Origin of the sequence: Archangium gephyra (assembly GCF_049060025.1) — a bacterium.
GTDB classification, from domain to species: Bacteria; Myxococcota; Myxococcia; order Myxococcales; family Myxococcaceae; genus Archangium; species Archangium gephyra_A.
The window spans coordinates 8780959-8806034 of sequence record NZ_JBMEQQ010000002.1; the positions used below are offsets into that span (position 1 = coordinate 8780959).

Genomic DNA, 25076 nt, shown 5'->3' on the forward strand with positions numbered 1-25076 from the left:
CGGCCGCGGTGGACCGGCGGATCGCCACCTTCGAGCTGGTGCTCTCCGTGGATGAGACGGCCGACGGGCTGGCCTGCACCATCGAATACAGCACCGACCTCTTCGAGCGCGCCACGGTGGACCGGCTCGCCTCCCACTGGACGAAGGTGCTCGAGGCGATGGCCCGGCACCCCGAGGCGAGGGTGTCCGAGGTGGACCTGCTCTCCAGTGACGAGCGCCGGCAACTGCTCGCGCTGAGCACCCCCGCGCCCACCCCCTTCCCCGCGGAGCGCGGTGTCCACGAGTGGGTCGAGCAGACCGTTCGGAGCCATCCCCAGGCGATCGTCGCACGCCACGACGGTGTCGAGCTCACCTATGGCGAGCTGGATGCGCGTGCCAACCGCCTGGCGCGGCGTCTGCGGGCGGCGGGCATCGGCCCCGATGTCGCGGTTCCGCTCTGCATCGAGCGCTCGCTCGACATGCTCGTGGGGATGCTCGGCATCTTGAAGGCGGGTGGGGCGATCCTGCCGGTGGACCTCGGCTATCCGGCGGACCGCATCACCTTCATGATCTCCCAGAGCCGGAGCCCGGTGGTGGTCACCGCCCGCCGGCACGAGTCCTCGTTCCCGGCCGAGGGCCTCGGCGGGAGCGTGTTCGTGTTCGCCGACGAGCCGGGCGACAGCTCCGGGACGGGGGAGGCTTCCCGCCGGGTGGACCCCCTGAATCTCGCCTACGTCATCTACACGTCCGGGTCCACGGGCCTGCCCAAGGGCGTGGCGATGAGCCACCGCGCACACTCGAACCTGATCGAGTGGGAGCGGCAGCACTCGATGGCCACGCAGGGGACGAAGACGCTGCAGTTCGCCTCGCCCAGCTTCGATGTGTCGCTGCAGGAGATCTTCTCGACGTGGGCGACCGGCGGCGTCCTGTTGCTGCCGTCGGAGGACCAGCGGCGTGACGGCGAGGCGCTCCTGCGGCTCATCGCCAGCGAGCGGGTGGAGCGGCTCTTCCTGCCGGTGGTGGCCCTGCACAGCCTGGCGTCCGCCGCAGCGCATGCACCGGACGTGGAGCTGTGTCTCCGGGAGATCGCCGTGGCCGGCGAGCAGCTTCGCGTCACGGAGGACGTCCGCACGATGCTGCGGCGGCTGCCCCGCTGCCGGTTGCTCAACCATTACGGGCCCACGGAGACGCACGCGTTGAGCTGGTGGGGGCAGGAGGTGGCGATCGATGAGTCCCCCGCGTTGCCGCCCATCGGGCGCCCGCTGCCCAACATCAGTGTCTATCTCCTCGACTCCATGCTGCGGCCGGTGCCGGTGGGCGTCGCGGGCGAGCTGTACGGCGCCGGCGAAGGGCTCGCGCGTGGCTATCTCGCCCGCCCCGAGCTGACCGCCGAGCGCTTCATTCCGGATCCCTTCGGCGCCCCCGGCAGCCGGATGTACCGGACGGGAGACCTGGCGCGGCTGATGCCGGATGGGAACCTGGAGTACCTCGGGCGGGCCGACCATCAGGTGAAGATTCGTGGCTTCCGGGTCGAGCTGGGCGAAGTCGAGGCCGTGCTCGCCCGTCACGAGCGGGTCCGGGAGAACGTGGTCATCGCGCGGGACGACCTGGGCGGTGGTGGCAAGCGCCTGGTCGCCTACGTCGTGGTGCGGAGCGGTTCGCCGGACGCGACCGACCTGCGCGCGTTCCTGCGCGAGAGCCTTCCCGAGTTCATGGTGCCCTCGGCCTTCGTCTTCCTGTCGGAGCTGCCGCTCACGTCGAACAAGAAGGTGGACCGCAACGCGCTTCCGGAGCCTCGGGGTGAGGAAGCTCGAAGGGGCGAACTACGTCCCGCCCGCGACGGACACCGAGCGGAAGGTGGCGGCGATCTGGTCCGCGCTGCTGGGCGTGACGAACGTCGGCACCGGGAGCAGCTTCTTCGAGCTGGGCGGCCACTCGCTCCTGGCCACGCAGATGGTCTCCCGGCTGCGGGAGGCCTTCGACATCAGCCTGTCCCTCAAGGCCCTCTTCGAGCTTCCCACCCTGGGGCAGTTGGCGGAGGAGATCGACAGGCTCAAGGCGGAGGCCACCCGTCCGGCGCCCGAGGCGCTCACCGTCGTGGACCGGGCGGGGCCGTTGCTGCCCTCCTTCGCGCAGCAGCGCCTCTGGTTCCTGGATCAGCTCGAGAGCAACAGCGCCTTCTACAACATGCACGTGAGCGTGCGCCTGGAGGGGCAGGTCTCCCACGCCGCGCTCGAGGCCGCGCTGAGGGCGCTGGCCGGGCGTCATGAGGTCCTCCGCACGCGCCTGGTGGCGTCCGCCGGGGGCGAACTCCAGCAGGTGATTGCTCCCGATGCCCGGGACACCCGCCTCGAGGTGGTCTCGCTTCGCGCGCTGAGCCCCGAGGCCCGTGGGACGCGTCTGCTCGAGGTGTGCCGCGAGTGGGCGGAGGCTCCCTTCGACCTCGCGCGTGGGCCCCTGCTGCGCGCGCACCTGTGCGAGCTGTCGGAGACGGAGGCGGTGCTGCTCGTCGCGATGCACCACGCGGTGTGCGATGGGTGGTCGTTGCCCATCCTGACGCGGGAGCTGGCGGAGTTGTACGAGGCGCAGGTGGCCCGGCGTGCGCCGAGGCTCGAGCCGCTGCCCGTCCAATACGCGGATTACGCGGCCTGGCAGCGGCGGAACGCGGAGAACGGGCTGCTCGATGCCCAGCTCGCCTACTGGAAGAAGCAGCTCGAGGGGGAGCTTCCGGTCCTCCAGCTTCCCCAGGATGGAGCGCGTCCGGCCGTTCAGCGCTACCGGGGGACCACCCTCTCCCGGACGCTGCCGCTGGCGCTGCGTGAGCGCCTGGCCACCTTCAGCCGGGACGCGGGGGTGACGCCCTTCATGACCCTGATGGCCGCCTACCAGGTGCTGCTGCACCGCTTGTCGGGCCAGGACGAGCTGCTGGTGGGAACGCCCATCTCCGGCCGCACCGCCCGGCAGACCGAGGGGCTCATCGGCTGCTTCATCAACACGCTCGTGATCCGCACGCGCATCCGCCCGGGCGACGGTTTCCGCGCGGTGCTCGCTCGCGTGCGGGATGCCTGTCTCGATGCGTACGCGAATCAGGACGTGCCCTTCGAGAAGCTCGTGGAGGCGCTCCAGCCCGTCCGCTCCACCCAGCACACACCGCTCTTCCAGGCGATGCTCGTGCACCATGCGCATGGCGCCGTACCGGCGAGCTTCGGCGAGCTGCGCGCCAGCACCTTCGACATCGAGGGGGCGACGTCCACGTTCGACCTCACGTTCACGGTCATCGAGTCCGACGCGGACTTCCAGCTTCGCGCGGAGCTGGACACCGACCTCTTCGAGCCCGAAACGGTGGTCCGGTGGATGGAGTGCTTCGAGGTGCTGCTCGGCAGTGCGCTGGAGGGCCCGGAGCGGGCCATTCCGGCACTCTCCTGGCTTCCGGCGGAGCGGAGGACGCAGCTCCTGCATACCTGGAACACGACCCCGGCCGCGCACGAGGATGCGTGCGTGCACCAGCTCATCGAGGCGCAGGCGGCCCAACGGCCGGACGCGCCCGCCCTCCGGTTCGGCGAGCAGGAGCTGTCCTATGGCGAGTTGAATCGCCGCGCCAACCAGCTCGCGCACCGGCTGCGCGCGCTGGGCGTGGGGCCGGACAGTGTCGTCGCGGTGGTGATGGAGCGCAGCCTCGAGCTGTACGTGGGAATGGTGGGTGTGCTCAAGGCGGGCGGGGCCTATCTCCCCATCGACCCCGTGTTCCCCAAGGAGCGCGTGGGGATGATGCTGGAGGACTCCCGTACGGCGCTGCTGCTCACGCAGTCCCACCTGCTGGAGCGGCTGCCTCCGCACGGCGCCCGGGTCCTCGTCCTCGGCGACAATGGCGAGCGGCTGGAGTCCGAGCGGGATGACAACCCCGAGAGCGGCGTCTGCTCGTCGAACCTGGCGTACGTCATCTACACCTCGGGCTCCACCGGCCGCCCCAAGGGGGCCATGGTCGAGCACCGGGCCCTGCTCAACTACGCCTACGTGACGCGCGAGGACTACGGCTTCACCTCGGCGGACCGGGTGCTGCAGTTCTCGTCCATCAGCTGGGACGTCAGCACGGTGGAGGAGATCTTCCCCGCCCTGACGTGCGGTGCCACGCTGGTGGTCCGCACGCCGGAGATGCTCGACGCGCACACGAACTTCTGGGCGCGCCTGCGCCAGGAGCGCATCTCCGCGGTGAACCTCCCGACGGCCTTCTGGCACGAGGTCGCCGCCAATCTCGACGCGGCCTTCGTGGTCCCCGAGTCCCTGCGGCTGATGGTCACCGGTGGCGAGCGGGCCATCCCCGAGCGGGCCCTCGCGTGGGCGCGCCATGTCCCGGCCAGGGTCCGGCTGGTCAATACGTACGGCGTGTCCGAGGCGGCCTCGGTGAGTGTGCTCGGCGACCTCGTCGCCACGGCCCACCCGGATGGGCGTCCGGTGCGCGAGGTCTCCCTGGGCCGGGTCATCCGCAACAGTCAGATCTACGTCCTGGGTGCGGACCTCGAGCCGGTGCCGGTGGGTGTACCGGGCGAGCTCTACATCGGTGGGCTCGGGCTCGGGCGCGGGTACCTGCACCAGCCGGAGCTGCACCGCGACACGCTTCGTCCCCGACCCGTTCTCCGGCACGCCCGGAGCGCGGATGTACCGGACCGGAGATGTCGCCCGGTATCTGCCCGATGGGAGCCTGCAGTACGTCCGCCGCGCCGATACGCAGGTGAAGATCCGGGGCTACCGCATCGAGGCTCGGGGAGATCGAGGCGGCGCTTCGTGCCCTGCCCTCTGTCCGCGATGCCGTCGTGCTCGCGCGCGAGGATGTGCCGGGTCACCGGCGGCTGGTGGCGTATGTGGTGCCGGCCGGGAGCGAGACCCTGACGAGTGAAGGCGCGAGGGAGGCGCTCTCCAGGCAGCTACCCGAGTACATGGTGCCCTCGGCCTTCGTCGTCCTGAAGGCCATCCCCGTCACGGATACGGGGAAGGTGGATCGCAGGGCGCTGCCGGTGCCGGCCCAGGAGGTGGGGCCGCTGAGCGCGCGGTTCGTCGCTCCGCGCGACGGCCTGGAGCGCGAGGTGGCGGCCATCTGGGAGCAGGTCCTGGGGGTCACGCGGGTGGGGCTGCACGACAACTTCTTCGAGCTCGGTGGCCACTCGCTGCTCGCCATTCAGTTGCTCACGCGGATTCGTGAGCGGTTGAACCGGTCGGTGCCGCTCGCCTCGCTTTTCCGGGACGCGTCGCTCGCGCACATGTGCCAGGCGCTGCGGCAGGAGTCCGGGGAGGAGGAGGGCGTCCTGGTGCCGATGCGGACGGGAGGCTCGCGCCCGCCGTTCTTCTGCGTCCATCCCTGGGAGGGCTCCGTCTTCTGCTACCGGGAGCTGGTGAATGCCCTGGGGAGCGAGGTTCCGTTCTACGGGCTGCAGGCGCGGGGCGTCGATCGGGCCGCCGAGCCGCTGCGGCGGATCGAGGACATGGCGGCCCTCTACATCTCTGCGCTCCGGAAGGTCCAGCCCGTGGGGCCCTATTCCCTGGGCGGCTGGTCCATGGGGGGGCTGATCGCCTACGAGATGACGCAGCAGTTGCTCCGCGCCGGTGAGCAGGTGGAGCTGCTCGTGCTCATCGACGCGCCGGCGCCCTCCACCGAGGCGGGTGATCACCACGAAGACGTGGCGGCCCTGCTCGAGTCCTCTCCGAGCGCGAAGTCCCTGCTCCAGGGCGTCGAGGACGTGGAGCGCATGCTGCACCTCTACCGGTGCCACCTGGAGGCGATGCGGACCTACCGTGCGGGTTCCACGCGCTTCGAGGGACGCGCCCTCTACTTCCAGTCGGGAGAGACGCAGGTGCGCGAGGTCTCGGAGTGGGTGGAGCATTGCCCCCAGCTCGAGGTGCACGCGGTGGATGCGACGCACCACTCCATCGTGCTCGAGACGGAGAAGGCCCGCCTGCTGGCGGAGCGTCTGGGGGAGCACCTGGGGAAGGCCGCGGCGCGGTAGCCGCCCGGCCATTCGTTGCCAAGCAAAGAGAGCGCGCGATACGATGAACCGCACGCAAATCGCAGCGGGGAGACGCATGCTGGCCAAGCCCTTGTCAATCACGCGACCGGAGAAGGGACTCTCCATCTCGCCGATTGAGCGCCGTTCCAACCTGTCGGTGGAGGAGTTCAATCGGCTCTACCGGCAGCCGGGGAAGCCGGTCGTCGTCACCGATGGCGTCGCCGAGTGGCGGGCCCTCCAGGAGTGGTCCTTCGACTACTTCAAGGAGAAGCACGGCGCTCATCCCGTGATGGCGTACTTCGCGCGTGGAGGCCCGTACCTCGACAACCTGAACAACTCCGGTCCCCGGACGATCACGGTCGCGGAGTACCTCTCCATCATCGAGCAGAAGCCGGACTGCCGGCTCTACCTGGGCGAGTCCTCCATCCTCGAGGAGCTTCCCGAGCTGGGCAGCGCCGCTCCGGCTCCGCGGTACGCGCCCCCCGAGCGCATCATGACGAGGCGCTTCTGGCTCGGGCCCGCGAACACGCTCACCGCCATCCACAAGGACAGCATCGCCGGCGTCCTGCCCATCTGCACGCTGTTCGCGCAGCTCCAGGGCCGCAAGCACTTCGTGCTCGCCGCGCCGGATCAGGCCCCGTTCCTCTACCCCTCGCCGGTGGACTCCAACGCGAGCCTCGTGGACCCCGAGGAGGTGGACCTGGAGAAGTTCCCGCTGCTGCGCCAGGCGCGCTTCGAGGAGACGATCCTCGAGCCCGGCGAGCTGCTGCTCATCCCCGGCGGCTGGTGGCACCTGGTGCAGGCCATGGAGCCGTGCATCTCCATCAGCAATGACTGGGTCGAGGATCCGCTCGCGGACCTGGTGACGCGCATCCTCAAGTCGCCGGATCCGCTGGCGCTCGTGCAGGAGCACAGCGAGACGGTCTCGCGCGAGCAGATCGAAGCGGGCTTCCCGGGTGGGGTGCAGGGCGTCGCCATCGCGCTCTCGAAGCTTCCCGAGGAGGCGCGCCCGCTGGTGGCGCAGCTCTTCACCACGGACCTTCAGGCGGCCGTTCGCGAGGCGGGCGCCCGCTAGTCTCCCTCGGGTCAGTCCACGAACATTTCCCCTCTCCCTTCGGGAGAGGGACGGGGTGAGGGTGCCAGGGCCCCGGGTTCAACCCCCTGTCCACACTGAGGGCCACAAGGCCTACTCGTTGCTCTCGTTGCGGCGCTTGTAGCCCTTCTTGTAGAGCAGCGAGGCCGACTCGGTGAACTTCGGGACGAAGCCCTCGGTGCTGTAGGCGAGGTTGATGGCGGTGCGCCGGAAGTCACCCTTCAGCGGCGCCACGCGGTGCGCGGTGGTGTCCGACTTGAGCATGTAGGCGTCGCCCGCGGCGAGCGACAGGCGCGTGACGTCCGGCCCCTCGAGCTCGTCCAGGGACTTCGCGTTCCGCACCATCTCCACGTTCCCGCCGGCCTCGGGCGGGGCCCCCTCGATGAGGAACACCAGCGAGATGGGGTAGTCGTCGTAGTGCGCGCCGAAGGTGTCTCCGCTCTGGTGCAGGTCGTTGACGACGTACCGGTCGATGTCCGTCAGCGGCAGGACGGGGGCTCCGGCCACGTGCGTGAGGAAGCGCAGCAGGGCGGGGTGGCTGTAGAGCAGCGGCACCAGCGTCGAGAGCTCCTCGATGCCATCTCCCCCGAGGGTGCTCATCTGCCGGGGGCTGTTGTTCATGCACTCCATGCGGAACTGCCGGCGGAAGGCGCACTCGCGCAGCCGGAAGATCTCCTGCTGGAGCAGGGAGAAGCCCGGGCCGAGCAACAGCCCCGGGAACTTCACGTAGTGGTGCGTCTCGTAGTGCTGCCGGTACGCCTCGGCGGAGGCGGCGTCCATCGGGTAGCGCTTCGCGTCGAAGAAGGTGAGGGCGAAGGACTCGAGCGGCTCGATGGCCGGGGCCGGGCTCGAAGCAGGGGGATTCTGTCTGGCTGCCTGGGTCATGGAGGGCTCCACCGGTGCTTAGAAGTAGGACTGGAGTGCCCCGCGTCGGCGCACGTCCAGGGTGGCGCAGTGGAACGAGCCGCCGAACTTGTTGAAGTTGAGGAAGCTGCAGGGAATGGGCTTGAAGCCCCAGTTCTTGAACGCGCGCTGCATCGGCTCGTCCTGCCGCTCGACCATCACCCGCTGCTCATCGAGCATGACGACGTTCATCGTCAGCCACTTGCTGCTCATGTAGAAGGGGATGCTGTCGGGAATCCAGGGCTTCGGCGCGACGAACACATCCCAGCCCTTGAACATGGCCGGCACCGTCTTCACCCGCTCCGGGTTGATGAGCAGCTTGCCCGGCGCCAGCGGCACGAACGACGCATCGATGTGCATGGGATGCGTGTCGGTGACCTCCACCTGATGGAAGCGGTAGGTGGGGCCGAGGTGCTGCTGCAGCCAGGCCACGCCGAACTCGTTGGTGACGTTGCTGAGCTGGTAGAAGATGTCGCGCCCGCACCGGGTGAAGTCCGCCGCATCGAAGGTCGGCTCGAACTCGGTGATGGCGTAGTGCATGGGCCCGCCGGGCATCGGGTCCTCGAAGTACTCGTTGAACTGCTCCCGGGAGAGCTGCGGCTTGGGAGCGGCGGTCCACTTCGCTCCCCGCCGGAAGTACTCCTTCAAGAGCGGCCGGTAGGCGTTGATCTCGAAGTAGCGGGAGCGCCAGGGCATGGGCGCTTCGATGAGCTCGTTGCCGATGACGAGCAGGACGTCGCGGGGCATCGCCGCATACAGCCCACCCGGGGCGCTCCAGTCCGGCGTGCTGTAGGGCTTGGAGAAGTCGATCACCTGCGGGCGGCGGACCGTCACGCCCTCCGCCTCGAGGATGTGGACGAACTCCTCGAGGTCCGCGCTGGCCGCGTCCACCAGCTCCTGGGCGAAGGGCTGGCCTCCCTGCTTCTTGTAGAGGTCCCAGTGCTCCTCGGGCATGGTGGAGCGCAGGGTCACATCCCACTCCGGGATGGAGGCGCCCTTGATGATGCCCACGATGACTTCCTCCAGCGGGTCCCACTCGTTGAAGGAGCTGACGGCTGGCTGGGGGGGCGGGGCCAGCTTGAGATTCAAGGGCTCAGGACTCATGGGGCATGCCTCGAAGGCGCGTGGTGCGGCGCCGCGAGAGGGAAGGGGGGAAGAGGGCTGGCGCGAGGAGGGGCTGCTGCTGCCGGATCTTCCGGGTGGGGCCGGGGGCGCGTGCCAGGTCGGAGAAACTCATGTCCACTGCCGCTGTCCGCACCGTGCAGCGCCCACCTGGACGAGGTGAGGCACTCGCTTCCACCAAGGAGTTGATCAGGCAACAACCATATATCCGAGTCGCGCGGGTCCTGACAAATCAGGACTTACCTGGAGGTCGCTCATTGACGACGCGGTGTGGCCGCGTGTCTGGAGCAGTCCCACCCCGGGGGGCTCAGCGCGAGGGCCGCTCGATGCGGCCGTCCGCGTGGCGGGCGAAGCGCCCCTCTTCCCGCGCGTGGACCGGATCCCCGGACTTCCACGGCCAGCCCCCGAAGCCCGTGCGCTGGTAGTCGTTGAAGGCCTGCTGGATCTCCGCGCGGCTGTTCATCACGAAGGGGCCGTACTGCACCACCGGCTCGCCAATGGGGCGCCCCTGGAGCATCAGCACCTCGCACGCGCTGCCCTGGGCCTCGAGCCGCACCGCCGCGTCGCTCCGGACCACGAGGGCCTGGTGCGCGCGGATGACGTGGTCCGCCACCTTCAGCGCGTCGCCGTCGAAGAAGTAGAGCGTGCGGTTGGCGCGCGGGTTCGCCGCGGGCGGCAGCGTCCACACCGCACCGGCCTCCAGGCGCAGGGTCCAGATGGCCACGTCCGTGTCGGGGCGCGAGGCCCACGAGCGGGGCGGAGGCGGCGGCGCACGGCGGCCCTCCAACTGCCCCGCGGCCACGGTCACCTCGGTGCGGCGGCCCGCCTCGTCCGTGAAGGCCACGTGCGGGATGTCCTGGCCCCAGAGCATCGCGAAGTGCGGCGGCGCGAGCTTGTCCTCGGCGGGCAGGTTGAGCCAGATCTGGAACAGCTCGGTCGGGTTGGGGCGGCTCTTGTCCACCAGGGGGAACATCTCCGAGTGCACGACGCCCGCCCCCGCGGTCAGCCACTGCACGTCGCCGTGGCCGAAGCGCGCCGCGGCCCCCAGCGAGTCCGAGTGATCGATGAGGCCCTTGCGCACCAGCGTCACCGTCTCGAAGCCCCGGTGCGGGTGCCCGGGGAAACCGGGGACGACCTCCCCGTGGTACATGTTCCAGCCGTCCTTGCCGTCGAAGTCCTGGCCGAGGTTGCGGCCCGTGAGCGGCGCCGCGGGCCCGAGGTGCTCGTTGCCGGCGGGGTAGGCGTCGTTGTGGTGCACGCAGAACAGGAAGGGATCCGCGGTCACCCAGGGGAAGCCCAGCGGACGGGTCTCGAGGAGGGGGCTCTTCATGGTGGCTCCAGAGGTAACGCGCTCGTTTCTATTCCGCACGCGGGAGGAAGCCCAGCGCCCTGCCCATCCGTATATTGGGTGCAATGGAATCGCGTGTCTTTCTGCCCGCTCCCCTGGTCTCCCTGCGAGGGACGCTCCCATGCCAGTGAAGATCCCCTTCTCCGTCCTCGATCTCTCTCCCATCGTCGAAGGGGGGGACGCCACCCAGGCCCTGCGCAACACGCTCGACCTCGCCCGCCACGCCGAGCGGCTGGGCTACCGCCGCTACTGGCTGGCCGAGCACCACAACATGACCGGCGTGGCGAGCGCCGCGACCTCGGTGGTGATCGGCTACGTGGCCGGTGGCACCTCGACGATTCGCGTCGGCGCCGGAGGCATCATGTTGCCCAATCATGCGCCGCTGGTGATCGCCGAGCAGTTCGGCACGCTGGAGTCGCTCTACCCGGGACGCATCGAGCTGGGCCTGGGCCGCGCGCCGGGTACCGATCAGGTCACCTCCCACGCGCTCCGGCGGACCCTGGCCAGCGACGCCGACACCTTCCCCCAGGATGTCGTCGAGCTGCAGGAACTACTTCCGCCCCGCCGAGCCCGGCCAGCGGGTACGGGCCGTCCCCGGCGCCGGCCTGAACGTCCCCATCTGGATCCTCGGCTCCAGCCTCTTCGGCGCGCAGCTCGCCGCGGCGTTGGGCCTGCCCTACGCCTTCGCCTCGCACTTCGCGCCGGGCCACATGATGCAGGCCATCGACATCTACCGCAGCCGGTTCCGCCCCTCGGAGCAGCTCGAACGGCCCCACGTCATGCTGGGCTTCAACGTCTTCGCGGCCGATACGGACGAGGAGGGCCGCCGGTTGATGACCTCCATCCAGCAGGCCTTCCTCAATCTGCGCCGCGGCCAGCCGGGTCCCCTGCAGCCACCGGTGGACGGCTTCGAGCAGCGGCTGTCTCCCGTGGAGCAGGCGGGCCTCGAGCAGGCACTGTCCTGCTCGGTCGCCGGCTCGCCCGAGACCGTCCGCCGGGGGCTGGAGGCCTTCATCGCCCGCACCGGCGCCGACGAGCTCATGGTGACGTCCCAGATCTTCGACCATGCCGCGCGCCTGCGCTCGTACGAGATCGCAGCGGAGGCGCGTGACCTGCTCGCCCCATCACGGCTCAGGTGACCCTCGAGATCGTCACGGCCGGTTCAGACCTTGATGACGACCTTGCCGAAGTGGGCGCCGTCCTGGAGGTAGCGCAGGGCCTCGCGCGCCTGCTCGAAGGGGAAGGTCCGGTCGATGACGGGCTTCACCTTGTGCTGGGTGAGGGCCCGGTTCATGTCCTCGAACATGGCGCGGCTGCCCACGTAGATCTGATCGAAGTGGACGGGCTTGGACCCGGCGAGGGCGGGGTCGGGCTTGCCGAACGAGCCGCTGAGCAGACCGATGAGGTAGATGTGCCCTCCGGCCGCCGCGGCGCGGGCGGACTTCGGGAGCGTCTGCTCGCCACCCACCTCGATGACGTGCTCCACGCCCTTGCCGCCGGTCAGCTCCAGGACCTTCGCTTCCCAGTCCGGGACCTTCTTGTAGTTGATGAGGCCGTCCGCGCCGAGCGCCCGTGCGCGCTCCAGCTTCTCGTCCTGGCTGGAGGTGATGATGACACGCGCGCCCAGCATGCGGGCGAACTGGAGCGCGAAGATGGAGACGCCGCCCGTGCCCTGGGCCAACACCGTCTGCCCCTTCTGGATGTGCCCCTGGGCCACCAGCGCGTGCCACACCGTGAGGGCCGCGCAGGGCAGGGTGGCGCCCTCCTCGAAGCTGTAGCCCTCCGGCAGGTGCACGAGCGCCTCCGCGTCCACCGTGACGTACTCGGCCAGCACGCCGTCGATGTCCCCCGCGCCGAGCGCCCGGAGCTGGCCCCGCGGCGCCTCGCCGTCCGTCCAGTTCTGGAAGAAGGTCGGGGCCACGTGGTCGCCGGGCTTCACGCGGGTGACGCCAGTGCCCACCGCGACCACCTCACCGGCTCCATCCGACACGGGGAGGATGGGCCGCGTCGAGGGCTGCATGTAGCCCCCCTTGGCGATCATCAGGTCCCGGTAGTTCAGCGATACCGCCCGGATGCGCACCAGGGCCTGGCCCGGGCCGGGCTTGGGCTCGGGCCGCTCCACCTGCACCCAGGCCTCGGGGCCGCCCGTCTTGTGCAATTCGTAAGCCTTCATGGGAAGAGACTAGCGAGGGCCGCCGGCCATCTCCACCCAATCCGAAGGGGCGCCGGGCGGGCGTCAGGTGGTGGGCAACACCACGCGGAAGCAGGTGCCCTGGCCGACGGTGCTCTCCACGGTGAGCTTCTCCCGCATCGCGATGATGAGGCTGTGACAGATGGCCAGCCCCAGGCCCGTCCCCTCACCCACGGGCCGGGTGGTGAAGAACGGCTCGAAGATGCGCTTGAGGTTCTCCGGCGGAATGCCGTGGCCGGTGTCCCGGATCTCCACCACCACCTTGCCGTCCTCGGCCTTCAGGTGGGCCTCCACCGTGTTCTCCCCCGGTGCGCCCTCGGGGATGGCCTGGGCGGCGTTGAGCAGCAGATTGAGGAACACCTGACCCAGGCGCGACTCGCTGCCTCGCACCCGCGGCGCCTCCGCGGGCTGCCAGACCACGCGGGCCCGGTGCCGGAGCTCCGGCATGGCCATCTTGATCGACATCTCCAGCGCCCGGCGGACATCCGCCCATTCCTCCTCCGGGCCCGTGTCCTCTCCCCGCGCGAACGTCTTCAGGTCCCCCACCACATTGTGGATGCGCGTGGTGCCTTGCCGCGCCTCGGCGAGCGCCTCCGCGCACTCCTCCAACGTCCGCGCCAGCCGGGCGAGGCCGGGCTCTCCCGCCAGGGCCTGCCGGAACTCGGCCAGCCCCTCCTCGATGAAGTTGAGGTTGGAGGAGATGTAGCCCAGGGGATTGTTCACCTCGTGCGCCACCCCCGCGGCCAGCGTCCCCAGGGCCGCCAGCCGGTCCGCCTGGACCAGGCTCAGCTCGAGCGTCTTCTGCCGGGTGATGTCCCGGACCAGGAAGGCCACGCCCGGACGGAGGGGCACCTGCATGGCATCGGCGCTGAACCAGCGGCGCCCGCCCTCCACCTCCACCGAGTACTCGAAACGATCCGGCTGTCCCCGGGCCAGCACGCGCTGGATGCTCTCCAGGGTCAGCGCGGCCGTCTGGGGATCCATCACCTCGGAGATGTGGCGTCCCAGGAACGCATCCCGGGGCAGCACCAGCAGCGAGTCGGAGGGGGTCCACGCCGAGAGGTAGCGGCCCTCGGCATCGAACTCGAAGACGAGGCTGTCGGTGAGGCCGAGCACCACACGCAGCAGCTCCTCGAGCGCTTCGTAGGGTGAAGGAGGAGGGGGCCCTCCAGGGTGAGGAACTTCACTCGCGGACATCTCGTGGGGACTCCCGTCAAGTCAACGCCGCCCCCCGGTGCGATGATACCAGGGCCGGGTCCTCCGTGGCCATGTGGCCCGGCGGCGCCCGCCCGCCCCTCGGCTCAATCCTCGCGAGGTTCCTCCCTGGCGGGAGCCCCCATCAGCCCGGGGGCGAGCGCTCCTCCGCCTGGCAGGACCGCCGTGGGCTCCTCGTCCGAGGCGCGCAGCGGGGTGCGCTCCAGCCGGGTCTGCTCCGTGCTCCGCGCCGGCGCGTGGCTCCCCTTGCGCGCGAGGGCTTCCTGGTCAGGGTCCACGACTCAGGAGAAGTCGCTCGGTTCCAGCGATATGCTCCCACCGTATCCGTTACCGAGCGATCAATCTTCCACGGGGTTCCGACAGCACCCAGGTAAGCCCTGGCATGTCAGCATATGGATTCTCAGATCAAAGGTCCCCTCATCTGGGCTCTCGCACAACTCCCGCTACTTGGCGGAGCGCTCCTCACTTCAGGGGGGAGCGATGCGCTTCTGTCGCAGATACGGGACCGACCCGTCCGTGCCCTTGCCACCCTGGCTTTATATGAATTTCTGCTCGTAGCGCTCCGGGTGACACAAAAGGTCTGGGCCAACCTGGAACCGGGGGTCGTTACCGCTGCAACCGATACAATCCGCGCCGGGGCCTTGAACCTCTTCAGCCGGTACCGCCGCCGGTACACCCGACACGTTATTTATGAGCATCGAGTGCTCAATGTGCGCGGCCTGCGCAGCCAGGGATCCCATGCCCTCTGGCTGGAGCGTGTATTCGTGGAACTCCGCGTCGCACCCAACAGCACTCATCAGGCGCGGCTCGACCCCTTCTCCCAGACGGAGTCTTCCCTTGGACGCTCCGTTTGGGACTTCATCCGGGAGACAGCACAGGAGCAGGCCGTGGGGTTGGCAATCATCGGAACTCCAGGCTCGGGAAAAAGCACCCTACTGCAGAACGTCGCACTGACCTTCGCTGCCAACCGCCAGCGCCGGTATCGCCTACCGGCCTACACACCTCTGCTGCTGTTTCTTCGCGACCACGCAAAAGTCATCGCTTCAGAGAATCCCCCCACGCTGGGATCGCTGGCCCAGAGCCTTTTCTCTAAGCGGGAGGGATTGCCATCACCGCCTCCTGCGTGGTTCGAACGTCAACTCTCCTCGGGCAGGTGCATCGTCCTTCTCGATGGGCTAGACGAAGTCGCCAATGAGCGGGACCGGGTTCAAGTTTCCGCATGGGTAGATAAACAGATTACCGCCTATCCCCAGTCCTTCTTCATCGTCACGTCTCGGCCTCAAGGTTATCGGGATGCACCGCTCACCCGGGCCCATGTCCTTGAGACGCAGCCCTTTGGGACCGAACAGGTCGCCATCTTCATCCGCAATTGGTACCTTTCCAATGAGATCGCGAGGTCTGGCAACTATGTGGATGAGGGCGTGAAACGACGTGCGGGAGCCCAGGCCCATGAACTCCTTGAACACCTGAGGATGCGTCCCGCCCTCGATGTGCTCACTCGCAATCCACTGCTTCTGACGATGGTCGCAGTTGTCCACAGCTCACGAAACGCGCTCCCGGATCGCAGAGTTGAGCTGTACGCGGAGATTTGTGATGTACTTCTGGGGCATTGGAACGCTGCAAAGGGACTCTCCAGCCCCCTGACCGCATCGCAGCTGCGCGTAGTGCTCGAGCCGCTCGCCGCCCACATGATGGAGCTGCGAGTAACGGAGTTGCGGCAGGCAGAGATCATGAAGGTCGTGCGCGCCCCACTTGCTCGCGTGGGTGTTAACGCCAAGTACGCCGAGAACTTTCTCACGGACCTGCAGGCTAGGAGTGGGCTCGTCGTTGAGCGTGAAAACGACCGTTGGGGATTTGCTCACCTGACCTTCCAAGAGTACTTGGCTGCCGCCCATCTTCGAACCAAGGGAGGCGTCCAGAATTGGGCCTCCATGCTTCAGGACAGTTGGCGGCATGAAGTCCTGCGCCTCTATGCCGCGCAGGGCGACGCCTCCGCGCTGCTGAAGACCTGCCTGCAAGATGACAGCATTCCAGCACTTGCACTCGCGAGCGAACTCCTGGAGGAGGCCCGCGAAATTGAACCCGCTATCCGCCGCGAAGCAGAGGAGACGTTGAACGCCGCCATCGAGTCTCCAAGCCCTGAGCGCAAGCGCCTCGCCGCTGAAGCGAGCTTGACTCGCCGCATCCAACGGATGAAAGGAATTGATGACCGGCGCGCCATTGATCTGCAATATATCAGCTGCGCTGAATACCAGGCATTCCTGGACGACATGCGCCTTCAGCGCCGGTATCACCAGCCGGACCACTGGATCGCTCATCACCATCCACCAGGGCTAGCCACGACTCCCATCTCCGGCATCAGAGCGGAGGATGCCCAAGCGTTCGCTGGGTGGTTGAACTCCCGCCGGGCGGGAGGAGGCATCTTCCGCCTCCCGACTGTCGCCGAGGCTCAAGAATATCTTCCGCTGGAGGGCGCCGGGCTGATGACTTGGTGCAGGGATGGAAATATCTTCAGCTTGGTGGGTCCAACTCCAACTGCATTGCTGGACCATGTGCTGGTAGTGCCCACTCCCTCTGATGCTCTCACTGCACTCGACCTCCCAGCTCCTGAGCAGTTGATGGCGGAAATTGAAAAGGAACACCGACATGCAGGGCCTCTGGAGAGACTGGTCACTAGTAGGGGATTCGGTCTTACAAAATACGTGAGATTGTTTCTCGTTGCCGTGCAACACGAGTCTGGGGCATGGCGCGACAAGACGGATTTATTGCTCGATATGAGGCTTGTTGAATTTCTGGTGAATACGTTTGGCGTTGCCTATATCTGCTCCCTAGACCGAACCTTATCTTCACCTGCTAATGAAGAGGCCATTAGTGCCGTTTTGAGCGTGTTCGGCTCCTTCTGGGATAATACTAAACAGGCAAGTAAGGTAATGCATAAATACATCGGAAAGGATTGGTCCGAGCACCTGGATTCGCTTGTGGCGGCTGGCGAGAAAAATGATTTCACCAAGGTCGCGAGTGTCGTGGCATCGGCCAAAGAGTTGCCTTCGGGCAAGATAGATGGGACGCTCACCCTACTCACCATGCTCCTTGGTGTCCGGCAGGCGTGCACACCGCTTGAAGTCCGGCAGGCTTGGCGTCAGTACACACATCGACTGGCTACGCTGGCAATCGCTGTCGGTCAACGGCTTCGTGTGGAAGACGAGGTGGTGCGTAGAGCCCACTGCGCACTTCAAGTGTTGTTGGCTCGCGAGACAGGCGTACTGCCCGAATGGGAGGGGATCCGGCTTGTCAGGGAAAGGGCTCCAATGGCTACGGGCTCGGCTGAGGGATGACGATAGGATGCGAACCGTTGATTCCCGCTGGCAGCCCCAGCGCATGGGAGCGGGATCCAATAGGCTCAGGGTTCAAATCCAGTCTCCCGGCCATGGAATGACCATGCTCCGGGGATAGCCTTAGTCCCTAACAAAACCGCCTCGACCGCTGTTGAGCCCGTTAGACGCCGGGGCGCTATACCGGTTTTGTCAGGAACGTTTAGTCATCCCTGGGTTCCTCCCTGGCGGGAGCCCCCATCAGCCCGGGGGCGAGCGCTCCTCCGCCTGGCAGGACCGCCGTGGGCTCCTCGTCCGGGGCGCGCAGCGGGGTGCGCTCCAGCCGGGTCTTCTGCTCCGTGCTCCGCACCGGTGCGTGGCTCCCCTTGCGCGCGAGGGCTTCCTGGACGAGGCGGGCCAGCTCCCTCTGCCCGTGAGGATGGGGCGCGAGTGCTCCCGTGATGGCGCAGAGCTGCTCGCGCAGCCGCTGGCCCCGGGGCGTGCGGTCCTCCACCCGCCACTGGAGCAGCTCCATGATGGCGGCATCCAGCTCGGGAGGGACTTCCGGGCGCTGGACCGAGGGCGGCACGAGGAAGGGAGGGGGGGCGCTGCGCACCGAGTCGGAGACATCCTCGTCCTGGAAGACGCGCCGTCCCGTGAGCGCCTCGTGCAGCGTGAGGCCGAGCGCGAAGAGGTCCGCGCGCCCATCGAAGGGCTGGCCGCGGGCCTGCTCCGGGGCGAGGTAGCCCAGCTTGCCGCGCACCCGGTCCGCCTGGGTGAGCCGGACGTGGATGGCCGCCCGGGCCACCCCGAAGTCCCCCAGCTTCACCTCGCCAATGCGCGACAGGAGGATGTTGGGGGGATTCACGTCGCGGTGGACGAGGTTCAGCGGAAGGCCCTCGCTCGAGGTGCGCCGGTGCACGTAGTCGAGCGCCTCGCCGAGGCTCGGCTCCGAGGTAGGCCACCACCGCGGGCGGGAGCGGCCCATGGCTCTTGAGCAGCTCGCGCAGGGACATGCCGTCGATGTGCTCCATGGCCATGAAGTAGGTGTCCCCGAACCGGCCCACGTCGAGCACCTGGACGATGTTGGGGTGGTTGAGCAGCGAGCCCAGCTCCGCCTCGCGGCGGAAGAGCGTCACGAAGTCCTCGTCCTCCGCGTAGGCCGGGAGGATGCGCTTGATGGCCACCCCCTTCTCGAAGCCTCCCTCCGGGCTGTAGGTGGCGCGGAACACCTCCGCCATGCCCCCCACCCCCAGCCGCTCGTGGAGGAAGTACTTGCCCAGCAGCTCCTTCGCGCGGATGGCGTGCAGCGCCTCCTCGGCCCTCTGCGTGAGGTAGCCGGCCACGAGCGCCGCCAGCCATCCGATGACGAAGTAGTAGACGGCCCGCAGCAGGACGAGCGGCGGGGTGAGCATCATGGGAACGGGCTCGGCGAGCCGGGGCCAGGCCAGCAGGAAGTAGAGCAGCACCGTCTGGGCGGCCACGAGGCCACCGGCGAAGAGGGCCACGCCGCGGCTGCCGCGCAGGGCCGCGAGCACGATGGCCGCCGTCCAGAGGACGGCCATGGGGTTGGTCAGCGCCTGCTCGGCATTCCCGAAGAGGACGTCGCAGACGAAGAGGAACGCGCCGGTGGTGGTCTCCAGGCCGACGTTGACCCAGAGGATGGCGGGGTGGAACCAGCCGCGCCGCAGCCGCCGGGAGAGCCACCCGTAGTAGATGGCGAAGAAGGCACACAGCCCCGCGACGGACAGGGCGCGGGGCCAGCCAATCATGGCTCCCAATCCGAGCGTGGAGCAGGTGAAGAGACAGGCCACCAGGCTGATGAACCGCGTCACGGTGGCTTCGCGGGCGGCGGCGTCCGCCCGGAAGTGCTCCGCGAGCAACTGCGTGCCAAGGGGGGCCGCGCTACCTGGAGGATCCGAGTGAGGCATGGGCGGCCTCATTCTCTTGCAGCCGTGGCGGCAAGGCGAATCCTGTCTCAGGGTTCGCGGGGGAGCTGGCGCACCTGGAAGCCCTCGCGGGTCAGCAGCGAGAGGATGCCTTCCTCTCCCACCAGGTGCCCGGCGCCCACCACCACGAAGTGCGTCTCGGGCAGGTCGAGCATCGCGGCCACCTTGTCCGTCATCTGCCGGTTGCGGGTGTAGAAGAGGGCCTCGTAGAAGGGCTGGTAGGTGGGGTCGTCCGCCCGCTCGAAGAGGACATGGGCCAGGGCGTCGGGGTTGCCGCCTTCCCAGGCGGTGGCCACGGTCGCCATGCTGACGGCCGTCTGCGAGCCCTGCTGGAGCTGATCGCGCAGCATGAGATCCTGCACCGTCTCGGGAAGGCCGGCGAGCATGCGCATCTGCGAGTCGATCGTCTCCAGCTCCACGATGCGCTGGGTGCCGCGCGCCTTGTTCAGCAGCATCCGGTCGATACCGCCCCCCTCCGAATAGCCGGCCTTCTGCATCTCCAGGACGGACAGGGTGATGGACAGCAGCCAGGGCCGCATGCGCTCGACGGCGGCCGCGGGGATGCCCACCTGCTCGAGCGCCTTGGGCAGGAGAGCCTTCGTCTCGGCGCTCAGGTGCGCGCTCAGCCCGTCGGGAGGCGCGTAGGTGCCCAGGCTCAGGATGAGCTGCTGGGTCTGCGCCTTGTCGGCCTTGTCCGGGTCCAGCTCCACCACCAGCGTCTGCGAGCGCGCGAACGCGGCCTCCAGGGACGGCGGGAAGACGAACTGGCCGGGCCTGCCCAGGTGCACGGAGCCGGTGAGGTAGAGCGGCTTGTCCGGAGCGCCGGGACGCGTCACCTCCCAGAGGAAGGCGCGGCGCTCGGCCACGGCGCCGGAGGCCGGTGTGGAGGCGGGGCGCTCCGCGGTGGTCGTGGCGCAGGCGGTACCGAGGAGGGAGAGAAAGAGCAGGAGCAGTCGGGTCGGGCGCATGTTCAGTCCGTGGAAGGTTCCGCGCATCATGGCTGGAAGCGGACGGCCGCGCACGCGAAGTCCCGCCGATATGCCCCCCCTGCTGGCCCGTTCATCTGGCGAAAGCAGGTCGTTCCAACGGAGGGACTTCGGATGCGCCTGGTGAGGCTTGTTTCAATGGGGCTCCTGTTCCTGCTGGCCGGCTGTGCCGCGGGGCTGAATGGGTGGGGGATTCCGAACGAGGAGGCCATCTACGACGCTCCGCTGGAGGAGCTCTGGCCCTCCGTCCGGCGGTTCTTCACGGACAACCAGCTGCCCTTCCGCGAGGACAAGGGCAGCTTCGTGCTGCAGACGGAGTGGCGCGAGGAGTTCGGGGGCTCGAAGGTGGCGGGCTACTGGCACCGCTACCTGGTGCTGGGCAAACGCGAGACGCCCACGCGCGGCAAGGTGTGGATCATCCGTATCACCCGGAGCGCCAACAGGACGCTGGCCTCCGCGGGGGATGAGCTTCTCCTGGGGCATGGACCCGACGGTGGGCGACAACGGGGAGGGAGCGAACCGGAATGGGTCGGAGGATGGGTGGTCCAGGCAGAACCAGAACGGGGGCACGCCCACCTTCGACATCGAGGGCATGGCCGATTTCAATGACCGCCCGCGAGGGGAGAACGCCATCGCGAGCGGCTCGGCGCAGGGCTCGCGCGACCTGGTGATGGAGTGGAAGCTGTTCCAGGCGGTGGCGCCCAGGCTGGCGAAGAAGGAGTCCGGGAAGGAGACGGAGGCCGCGAAGGCGGTGGTGCCGGAGGCGGCGCCCGTCCCGGCGGTGGCGGTGGAGTGCGGAGCGCCCATCATCGGTCTGCCACCCGAGGTGAAGCCCGGGCGGGTCCTGCTGCTGGGCGAGCTGCACGGCACGCAGGAGGTGCCGCGCTTCCTCGCGCAGAGCGCCTGCCAGACGGCCGCCAATGGAACGCCCGTGACGGTGGGGTTGGAGCTGCCGGTGGAGAGCCAGCAGCGCGTGGCCGCCTTCATCCGCGGTGGCGGCACGCAGGAGGACTGGATGAAGCTGATGGAGGCGCCCTTCTGGCGCAACCCCTATCAGGATGGGCGGAGCAGCGAGGCCATGGCGAACCTGCTGGAGCAGTTGCGCAAGCTGCGTGCCCAGGGGTTGGACGTGGACGCCTTCGTGTACGACCATCCCGGGCTGCAGGGCCAGAAGCACGAGGACGCCATGGCCGCCACGGTCCTCTCGCAGGTGCGCCAGGCGCCGGGACGTTTCTTCCTGGTGGTGTCCGGCAACATCCACCCGCGCACCCTCATCGGGTTGCCGTGGGACCCCATCTACCGGCCCATGGGGCTGCTGCTGTCCGGGAAGATCGAGAGCGTGCTGGCGCTGGACATGGCCTACGACAGCGGCACGGCGTGGATCTGCTCGGTGGAGGGCAAGAAGCAGAAGCTGGACTGCGGCGTGCGGCCCGCGCGCGGCAAGGACAACGGAGACCGCTTCTTCGTGCACTGCTTCGACAAGCGGAACAAGGAGGGCTACCACGGCATCTTCTACGTGGGCGCAGTCACCGCGTCGCTGCCCGCGGTGAGCCGGGGGCTGGACCGCCCCGGTGCCCGGGAGCACTCGCTCCAGCCGTCCGTGGAGCAGGGGGACTCGCGGGCCTCGCGGCGGTAGCAGGCCCCACGGTGGTGCTTCCGCACTCCCGTGGGTGGGAGCAAGGGCCTTGTTGTCTTCCGCGGCCATGGTCACGTCACCCTCATGGCCACCGTGCAAAGCACTCCCCCACTGGGACAAGTCCCGCTCCTCGAACTCGCCCGCTTCCGGAAGCGCAAGGGGGGCCTATGCGCCACCCAGTTCCTCTGGGACAAGCTGGAGGGCAACGCGGCCCTGCTCCTGCTGTGCGCCAACCGTCCCGGCCTGACGGCGCAGGACCAGGTCATCCTCGAGCAGTGCCGCCAGGAGCTGGAGCTGGCCAGGAACAGCCTCGACCGGCGGGTGAAGCGCCCCTTCTCCTTCTGGGCCCTCATCCATCATGTCGACGCGCTGCTGCTGCTCGTCCTACCCGAGCAGCTCCTGGCCACCCGGGCGCTGGAGGTGCGGCAACGTTTCGAGCAGAAGGTCTCCAATCCGCTCCTGAAAGAGCTCTGGTTGGGCACGAGCCAGGAGCCAGGCCCCCTGCGCAAGGCGGTCCAAATGCTCGGGCTCTACCTGATGCCCACGGAGGTCCCCCCGGTGACGCAGGGGCTCACGGATGAGCAGCTCCTGCGTTGCAGGCACGTCCTCCGGGGCGCGTTGAACCTGCTGAACGTGCAGTCCGACAAGAGCTTCCGGCAGCTCTCCCTCAACATCTCCATCCAGATCCTGAGTGCCCTGCTGCTGCTGGGGCTCTTCCTCGTGGCCCTCCTCTTCCAACAGGGTCTGTTCTCCAAGGAGCTGACGCGCTTCCGGCCCGGGGATCTCAGCGCCTTCATCATGTTCGGAATGGCGGGCGCCATCCTCTCCAACATGCTCTCGAAGGAGCGCTTCGTCGTCTCGATGGGGGCCACCGCCCGGTATTATGTCTATTACCTGTTCGTCAAACCCCAGATCGGGGCCTTCGCGGCCCTCTTCTTCGTCATGCTCGATCAGGCCGGGCTGTTGTTGGCCGTGGTCGTCGCTCCCGCCGAGCGGATCTCCCCGGCCCTCATCCAGATCGTGGTGAACTCCGAGCAGGCCGCCTTCTTCGCACGCATGGTGCTCTCGGTGGCGATCGGCTTCTCCGCGGACCGGGTGCTGAGCTCCATGATGGACAGCGTGCTCGGCAGGCTCATCAAGGAGTCCGACAAGGAAGCGCCGCCCCCGGGCCCTCCGCCCTGGGCGCGAATGCTGGGCGGAGAGCAGTCCTGATCTTCGAGGCCAGGTGCTATATCCGCGCGCTCACCCGGCATTTCCCGAGGAAGTCCCGATGCGCTTCGTGCTCTCCCTGGCCGTGCTGCTGTTCACGGCCGGCCCCGCCCTCGCCGCCCGCCAGTCCGATGTCGCCCCCGACGCGGGGACTCCCGCGGCGGCCCCCGCCTCCGCGCCCGCGTCGGCGTTGCGCTTCGCCTGGCCCGTGCCGTCGCGGGTGACGGTGACCGAGCGCACCTTCAAGAAGGGGAAGCGCGCGGCGGCGCGTTACGACGCGGTGCTGTCGGCGCGCAAGGGCGGCGGGTACGAGTTGAAGATCGACAACTACCAGCTCCTGGAGATGGATGGGCGCGACCTCACGAAGGGTCCGCCCCCCCCGGGGCTCAAGGAGGCCACGGCGCTCGCGGGTGCCATTCCCACGCTGGTGCTCTCGGCCGAGGGCGTGCTGGTGGACGTGGTGGGAATGGAGGAGCTCATGGAGCGCCTCTACAAGATGTATCCCGAGGACAAGCGCGAGCAGATGCGCACGATGTTCGCGCGGTCGGGGATGGATCAGCAGATGAAGCAGATCACGAGCGAATTCTGGAACGCGTGGGTGGGAGCGTGGGTAGGCCTGGACCTGCCTGCTGGCGAGGAGCGCTCGGCCGCGATGGAGGTGCAGATGCCCTCGGGGCCCGTGGAGAGTGCGGTGACGGTGCGCAACCGCGGCCCGGACGCGGAGCGCAAGGGCGCGGTGCGCCTGGAGTTCGAGTCGGTGCTCGACGGCGAGCCCTTCCGCAAGGCGATGGTGGCTACCATGGCGCAGGTGTTTCAGGCCGCGGGCACGCAGGACAAGGAGCCGCCGGATTTCGATGAGATGGTCAAGTCGGCGCGCCGCGTCTCCAGCATGGAGGTCGTGATGGACACCGCCACGATGCGCCCCTTCAGCGCGCGCAGGTCCGAGGTGTCGAAGGTGGTAATCGCGGACAAGGAGCGCGAGGAGGTCAAGCAGTACGAGTACAGCTTCGCCTGGCCCGCGCCGAAGAAGGCCGGCAAACGCCGCTGAGCGCTCTCCGCACTAAGCCAGGAGGGGTAAGTCCTGTCAGGGGCAGAGGTTCCGGCCGCGATGGGGAGCAACTGGTCCGATTGTTGGACCAGTCGGCACACCGCGCGGCCGGAAGGCGCCCCGTGCTTTCCTGCAAGAGCACCCCTGAAAGAACTTACTTCCGCTGGCTTAGCTCGTGCGGCCGGGGAGGACTTCCCTGAGGCAGCGCGAGATGTCGCCGCGCCAGCTCCACTGCTGGGGATAGCCGAGCGAGGCCTCCTCGAAGCGCACCCCGTCGCGCCACAGCGTGGCGGGCATGTGGAGGTGGCCGCTGACGACGACCTCGGCCCGGAAGCGCAGGTGCCAGTCCTCCGTCTTCTTCGTGCCGCACCAGATGGAGAAGCGGGGGATGCGCGGCAGGCGCACGTGCTCGTAGCGCAGCGGGAAGTGGTTGATGAGGATGGTGGAGCAGTCCGCCGGCAGGCTCTCCAGCCGGGCGAGCGTCTGCTCCACGCGCGCCGCGCACCACGCGGACCGGCTCGGGTACGGGTCCGGGTGCAGCACCGCCTCGTCCGTGCACAGGATGTGGTGCTCCATCGCCCACGCGATGGCGTCCTGCTCGGCCACGTGGTCCGGGCGGAACGAGTAGTCGTAGAGCAGGAACATCGGCACCAGCACCCGGTGCGGCCCCTCGCCCGGCCAGCGGACGTACGGGTCCTCGGGCGTGAGCACGCCGTACGAGCGGCAGTGCTCCACGAGCCGCTGGTAGCGGGCCTCGCCTCGGAGGGCGGGCTGCTCGCGCGTCAGCGTCCACAGCTCGTGGTTGCCGGGCACCCACACCACCTTCTGGAAGCGCTCCGTCAGCGTGCGCCAGGCGAAGTCCATGTGCTCCAGCGTCTCGCCCACGTCCCCGGCGACGATGATCCAGTCCTCCGGATGGGGGGCGATCGACTCGAGCGCCTTGCGGTTGTGCTCGTAGCGCACGTGGAGATCACTGAGGGCGTAGAGCTTCATGGTGGGGGGCACGGACCGTCCACAATACTGGACTCCCAAGCCGTGTCTCCGTTGCGCATGAAGGAAGAATAGAAGCGGGGGCGATCCCTTGCCC

At 68.3% G+C, this 25076-nt stretch carries 19 protein-coding genes and 3 pseudogenes; 11 read left to right on the forward strand and 11 right to left on the reverse strand.

The window, feature by feature from the left end; translation table 11 throughout:
• Positions 1 to 38: 38 nt before the first annotated feature.
• The 4 genes and pseudogenes from ACN28I_RS38385 to ACN28I_RS38400 all read left to right on the forward strand — a co-directional run.
• Positions 39 to 1736 (forward strand): annotated as a pseudogene (locus tag ACN28I_RS38385) (non-ribosomal peptide synthetase); the annotation flags it as partial.
• 43 nt (positions 1737 to 1779) lie between these two features.
• Positions 1780 to 4866, forward strand: coding sequence for a condensation domain-containing protein (locus ACN28I_RS38390; RefSeq protein WP_420946855.1), 3087 nt, complete (start codon positions 1780 to 1782; stop codon positions 4864 to 4866).
• On the forward strand, positions 4791 to 5978 hold the full coding sequence (locus tag ACN28I_RS38395; RefSeq protein ID WP_420946856.1) for a thioesterase domain-containing protein: 1188 nt from the start codon (positions 4791 to 4793) through the stop codon (positions 5976 to 5978). Before ACN28I_RS38390 ends, ACN28I_RS38395 begins: the two co-directional genes overlap by 76 nt.
• Before the next feature lie 91 nt (positions 5979 to 6069).
• Complete coding sequence (locus tag ACN28I_RS38400; protein WP_420946857.1) at positions 6070 to 7053, forward strand: cupin-like domain-containing protein; 984 nt, start codon at positions 6070 to 6072, stop codon at positions 7051 to 7053.
• A 111-nt stretch (positions 7054 to 7164) separates the two neighbouring features.
• Here ACN28I_RS38400 and ACN28I_RS38405 read toward each other — a convergent pair whose 3' ends face one another.
• The 4 genes from ACN28I_RS38405 to ACN28I_RS38420 all read right to left on the reverse strand — a co-directional run bounded on the left by ACN28I_RS38405 (position 7165) and on the right by ACN28I_RS38420 (position 10426).
• Positions 7165 to 7956 (reverse strand): HalD/BesD family halogenase, encoded by a 792-nt coding sequence (locus tag ACN28I_RS38405; protein WP_420946858.1) that lies wholly within the window; start codon positions 7954 to 7956, stop codon positions 7165 to 7167.
• An 18-nt stretch (positions 7957 to 7974) separates the two neighbouring features.
• Positions 7975 to 9078 carry a hypothetical protein gene (locus ACN28I_RS38410; RefSeq protein WP_420946859.1) on the reverse strand — a complete coding sequence of 368 codons (1104 nt, stop codon included), beginning with the start codon at positions 9076 to 9078 and terminating at the stop codon, positions 7975 to 7977.
• Positions 9068 to 9211 carry a hypothetical protein gene (locus ACN28I_RS38415; RefSeq protein WP_420946860.1) on the reverse strand — a complete coding sequence of 48 codons (144 nt, stop codon included), beginning with the start codon at positions 9209 to 9211 and terminating at the stop codon, positions 9068 to 9070. Before ACN28I_RS38415 ends, ACN28I_RS38410 begins: the two co-directional genes overlap by 11 nt.
• A 192-nt stretch (positions 9212 to 9403) precedes the next feature.
• Complete coding sequence (locus tag ACN28I_RS38420; protein ID WP_420946861.1) at positions 9404 to 10426, reverse strand: pirin family protein; 1023 nt, start codon at positions 10424 to 10426, stop codon at positions 9404 to 9406.
• A gap of 139 nt (positions 10427 to 10565) precedes the next feature.
• On the opposite strand from ACN28I_RS38420, the pseudogene ACN28I_RS38425 reads away from it, so the two are divergent.
• Positions 10566 to 10937, forward strand: a pseudogene (locus tag ACN28I_RS38425) (MsnO8 family LLM class oxidoreductase); the annotation flags it as partial.
• A 37-nt stretch (positions 10938 to 10974) separates the two neighbouring features.
• Positions 10975 to 11583 (forward strand): MsnO8 family LLM class oxidoreductase, encoded by a 609-nt coding sequence (locus ACN28I_RS38430; RefSeq protein ID WP_420946862.1) that lies wholly within the window; start codon positions 10975 to 10977, stop codon positions 11581 to 11583.
• A 23-nt stretch (positions 11584 to 11606) separates the two neighbouring features.
• Here the strand turns inward: ACN28I_RS38430 and ACN28I_RS38435 are convergent, their stop codons facing one another.
• The 3 genes from ACN28I_RS38435 to ACN28I_RS38445 form a co-directional block, all read right to left on the reverse strand.
• The gene (locus ACN28I_RS38435; RefSeq protein WP_420946863.1) at positions 11607 to 12617 is read right to left on the reverse strand and encodes a zinc-dependent alcohol dehydrogenase family protein; all 1011 of its coding nucleotides are present in this window, start codon (positions 12615 to 12617) and stop codon (positions 11607 to 11609) included.
• 63 nt (positions 12618 to 12680) lie between these two features.
• Positions 12681 to 13832, reverse strand: coding sequence for a sensor histidine kinase (locus tag ACN28I_RS38440; protein ID WP_420946864.1), 1152 nt, complete (start codon positions 13830 to 13832; stop codon positions 12681 to 12683).
• A 104-nt stretch (positions 13833 to 13936) separates the two neighbouring features.
• On the reverse strand, positions 13937 to 14128 hold the full coding sequence (locus ACN28I_RS38445; RefSeq protein ID WP_420946865.1) for a hypothetical protein: 192 nt from the start codon (positions 14126 to 14128) through the stop codon (positions 13937 to 13939).
• 486 nt (positions 14129 to 14614) lie between these two features.
• On the opposite strand from ACN28I_RS38445, the gene ACN28I_RS38450 reads away from it, so the two are divergent.
• A complete protein-coding gene (locus ACN28I_RS38450) occupies positions 14615 to 17185 on the forward strand; it encodes an NACHT domain-containing protein (protein ID WP_420946866.1) in 2571 nt (856 codons plus the stop codon).
• Between the two features lie 199 nt (positions 17186 to 17384).
• On the opposite strand, the gene ACN28I_RS38455 is transcribed toward ACN28I_RS38450, so the two are convergent.
• The 3 genes and pseudogenes from ACN28I_RS38455 to ACN28I_RS38465 all read right to left on the reverse strand — a co-directional run bounded on the left by ACN28I_RS38455 (position 17385) and on the right by ACN28I_RS38465 (position 20078).
• The gene (locus tag ACN28I_RS38455; RefSeq protein WP_420946867.1) at positions 17385 to 18149 is read right to left on the reverse strand and encodes a serine/threonine-protein kinase; all 765 of its coding nucleotides are present in this window, start codon (positions 18147 to 18149) and stop codon (positions 17385 to 17387) included.
• Positions 18150 to 18186: 37 nt separating this feature from the next.
• Positions 18187 to 19104 (reverse strand): annotated as a pseudogene (locus ACN28I_RS38460) (serine/threonine protein kinase); the annotation flags it as partial.
• Positions 19105 to 19139: 35 nt separating this feature from the next.
• A complete protein-coding gene (locus ACN28I_RS38465; RefSeq protein ID WP_420946868.1) occupies positions 19140 to 20078 on the reverse strand; it encodes a TraB/GumN family protein in 939 nt (312 codons plus the stop codon).
• Positions 20079 to 20234: 156 nt separating this feature from the next.
• Here ACN28I_RS38465 and ACN28I_RS38470 point away from each other — a divergent pair, with 156 nt between their 5' ends.
• The 4 genes from ACN28I_RS38470 (at position 20235) to ACN28I_RS38485 (ending at position 23989) form a co-directional block, all read left to right on the forward strand.
• The gene (locus ACN28I_RS38470) at positions 20235 to 20705 is read left to right on the forward strand and encodes a hypothetical protein (protein ID WP_420946869.1); all 471 of its coding nucleotides are present in this window, start codon (positions 20235 to 20237) and stop codon (positions 20703 to 20705) included.
• Positions 20689 to 21732 (forward strand): hypothetical protein, encoded by a 1044-nt coding sequence (locus ACN28I_RS38475; protein WP_420946870.1) that lies wholly within the window; start codon positions 20689 to 20691, stop codon positions 21730 to 21732. The genes ACN28I_RS38470 and ACN28I_RS38475 overlap by 17 nt, the downstream gene beginning before the upstream one ends.
• Positions 21733 to 21816: 84 nt before the next feature.
• Positions 21817 to 22944 (forward strand): hypothetical protein, encoded by a 1128-nt coding sequence (locus tag ACN28I_RS38480; RefSeq protein WP_420946871.1) that lies wholly within the window; start codon positions 21817 to 21819, stop codon positions 22942 to 22944.
• Positions 22945 to 23002: 58 nt separating this feature from the next.
• Entirely contained in the window at positions 23003 to 23989 is a 987-nt protein-coding gene (locus ACN28I_RS38485; protein WP_420946872.1) for a hypothetical protein, read from the forward strand.
• Between the two features lie 168 nt (positions 23990 to 24157).
• Here the strand turns inward: ACN28I_RS38485 and ACN28I_RS38490 are convergent, their stop codons facing one another.
• Positions 24158 to 24982: a metallophosphoesterase family protein gene (locus ACN28I_RS38490; RefSeq protein ID WP_420948796.1), complete on the reverse strand. Its 825-nt coding sequence runs from the start codon at positions 24980 to 24982 to the stop codon at positions 24158 to 24160.
• Positions 24983 to 25076 lie beyond the last annotated feature (94 nt).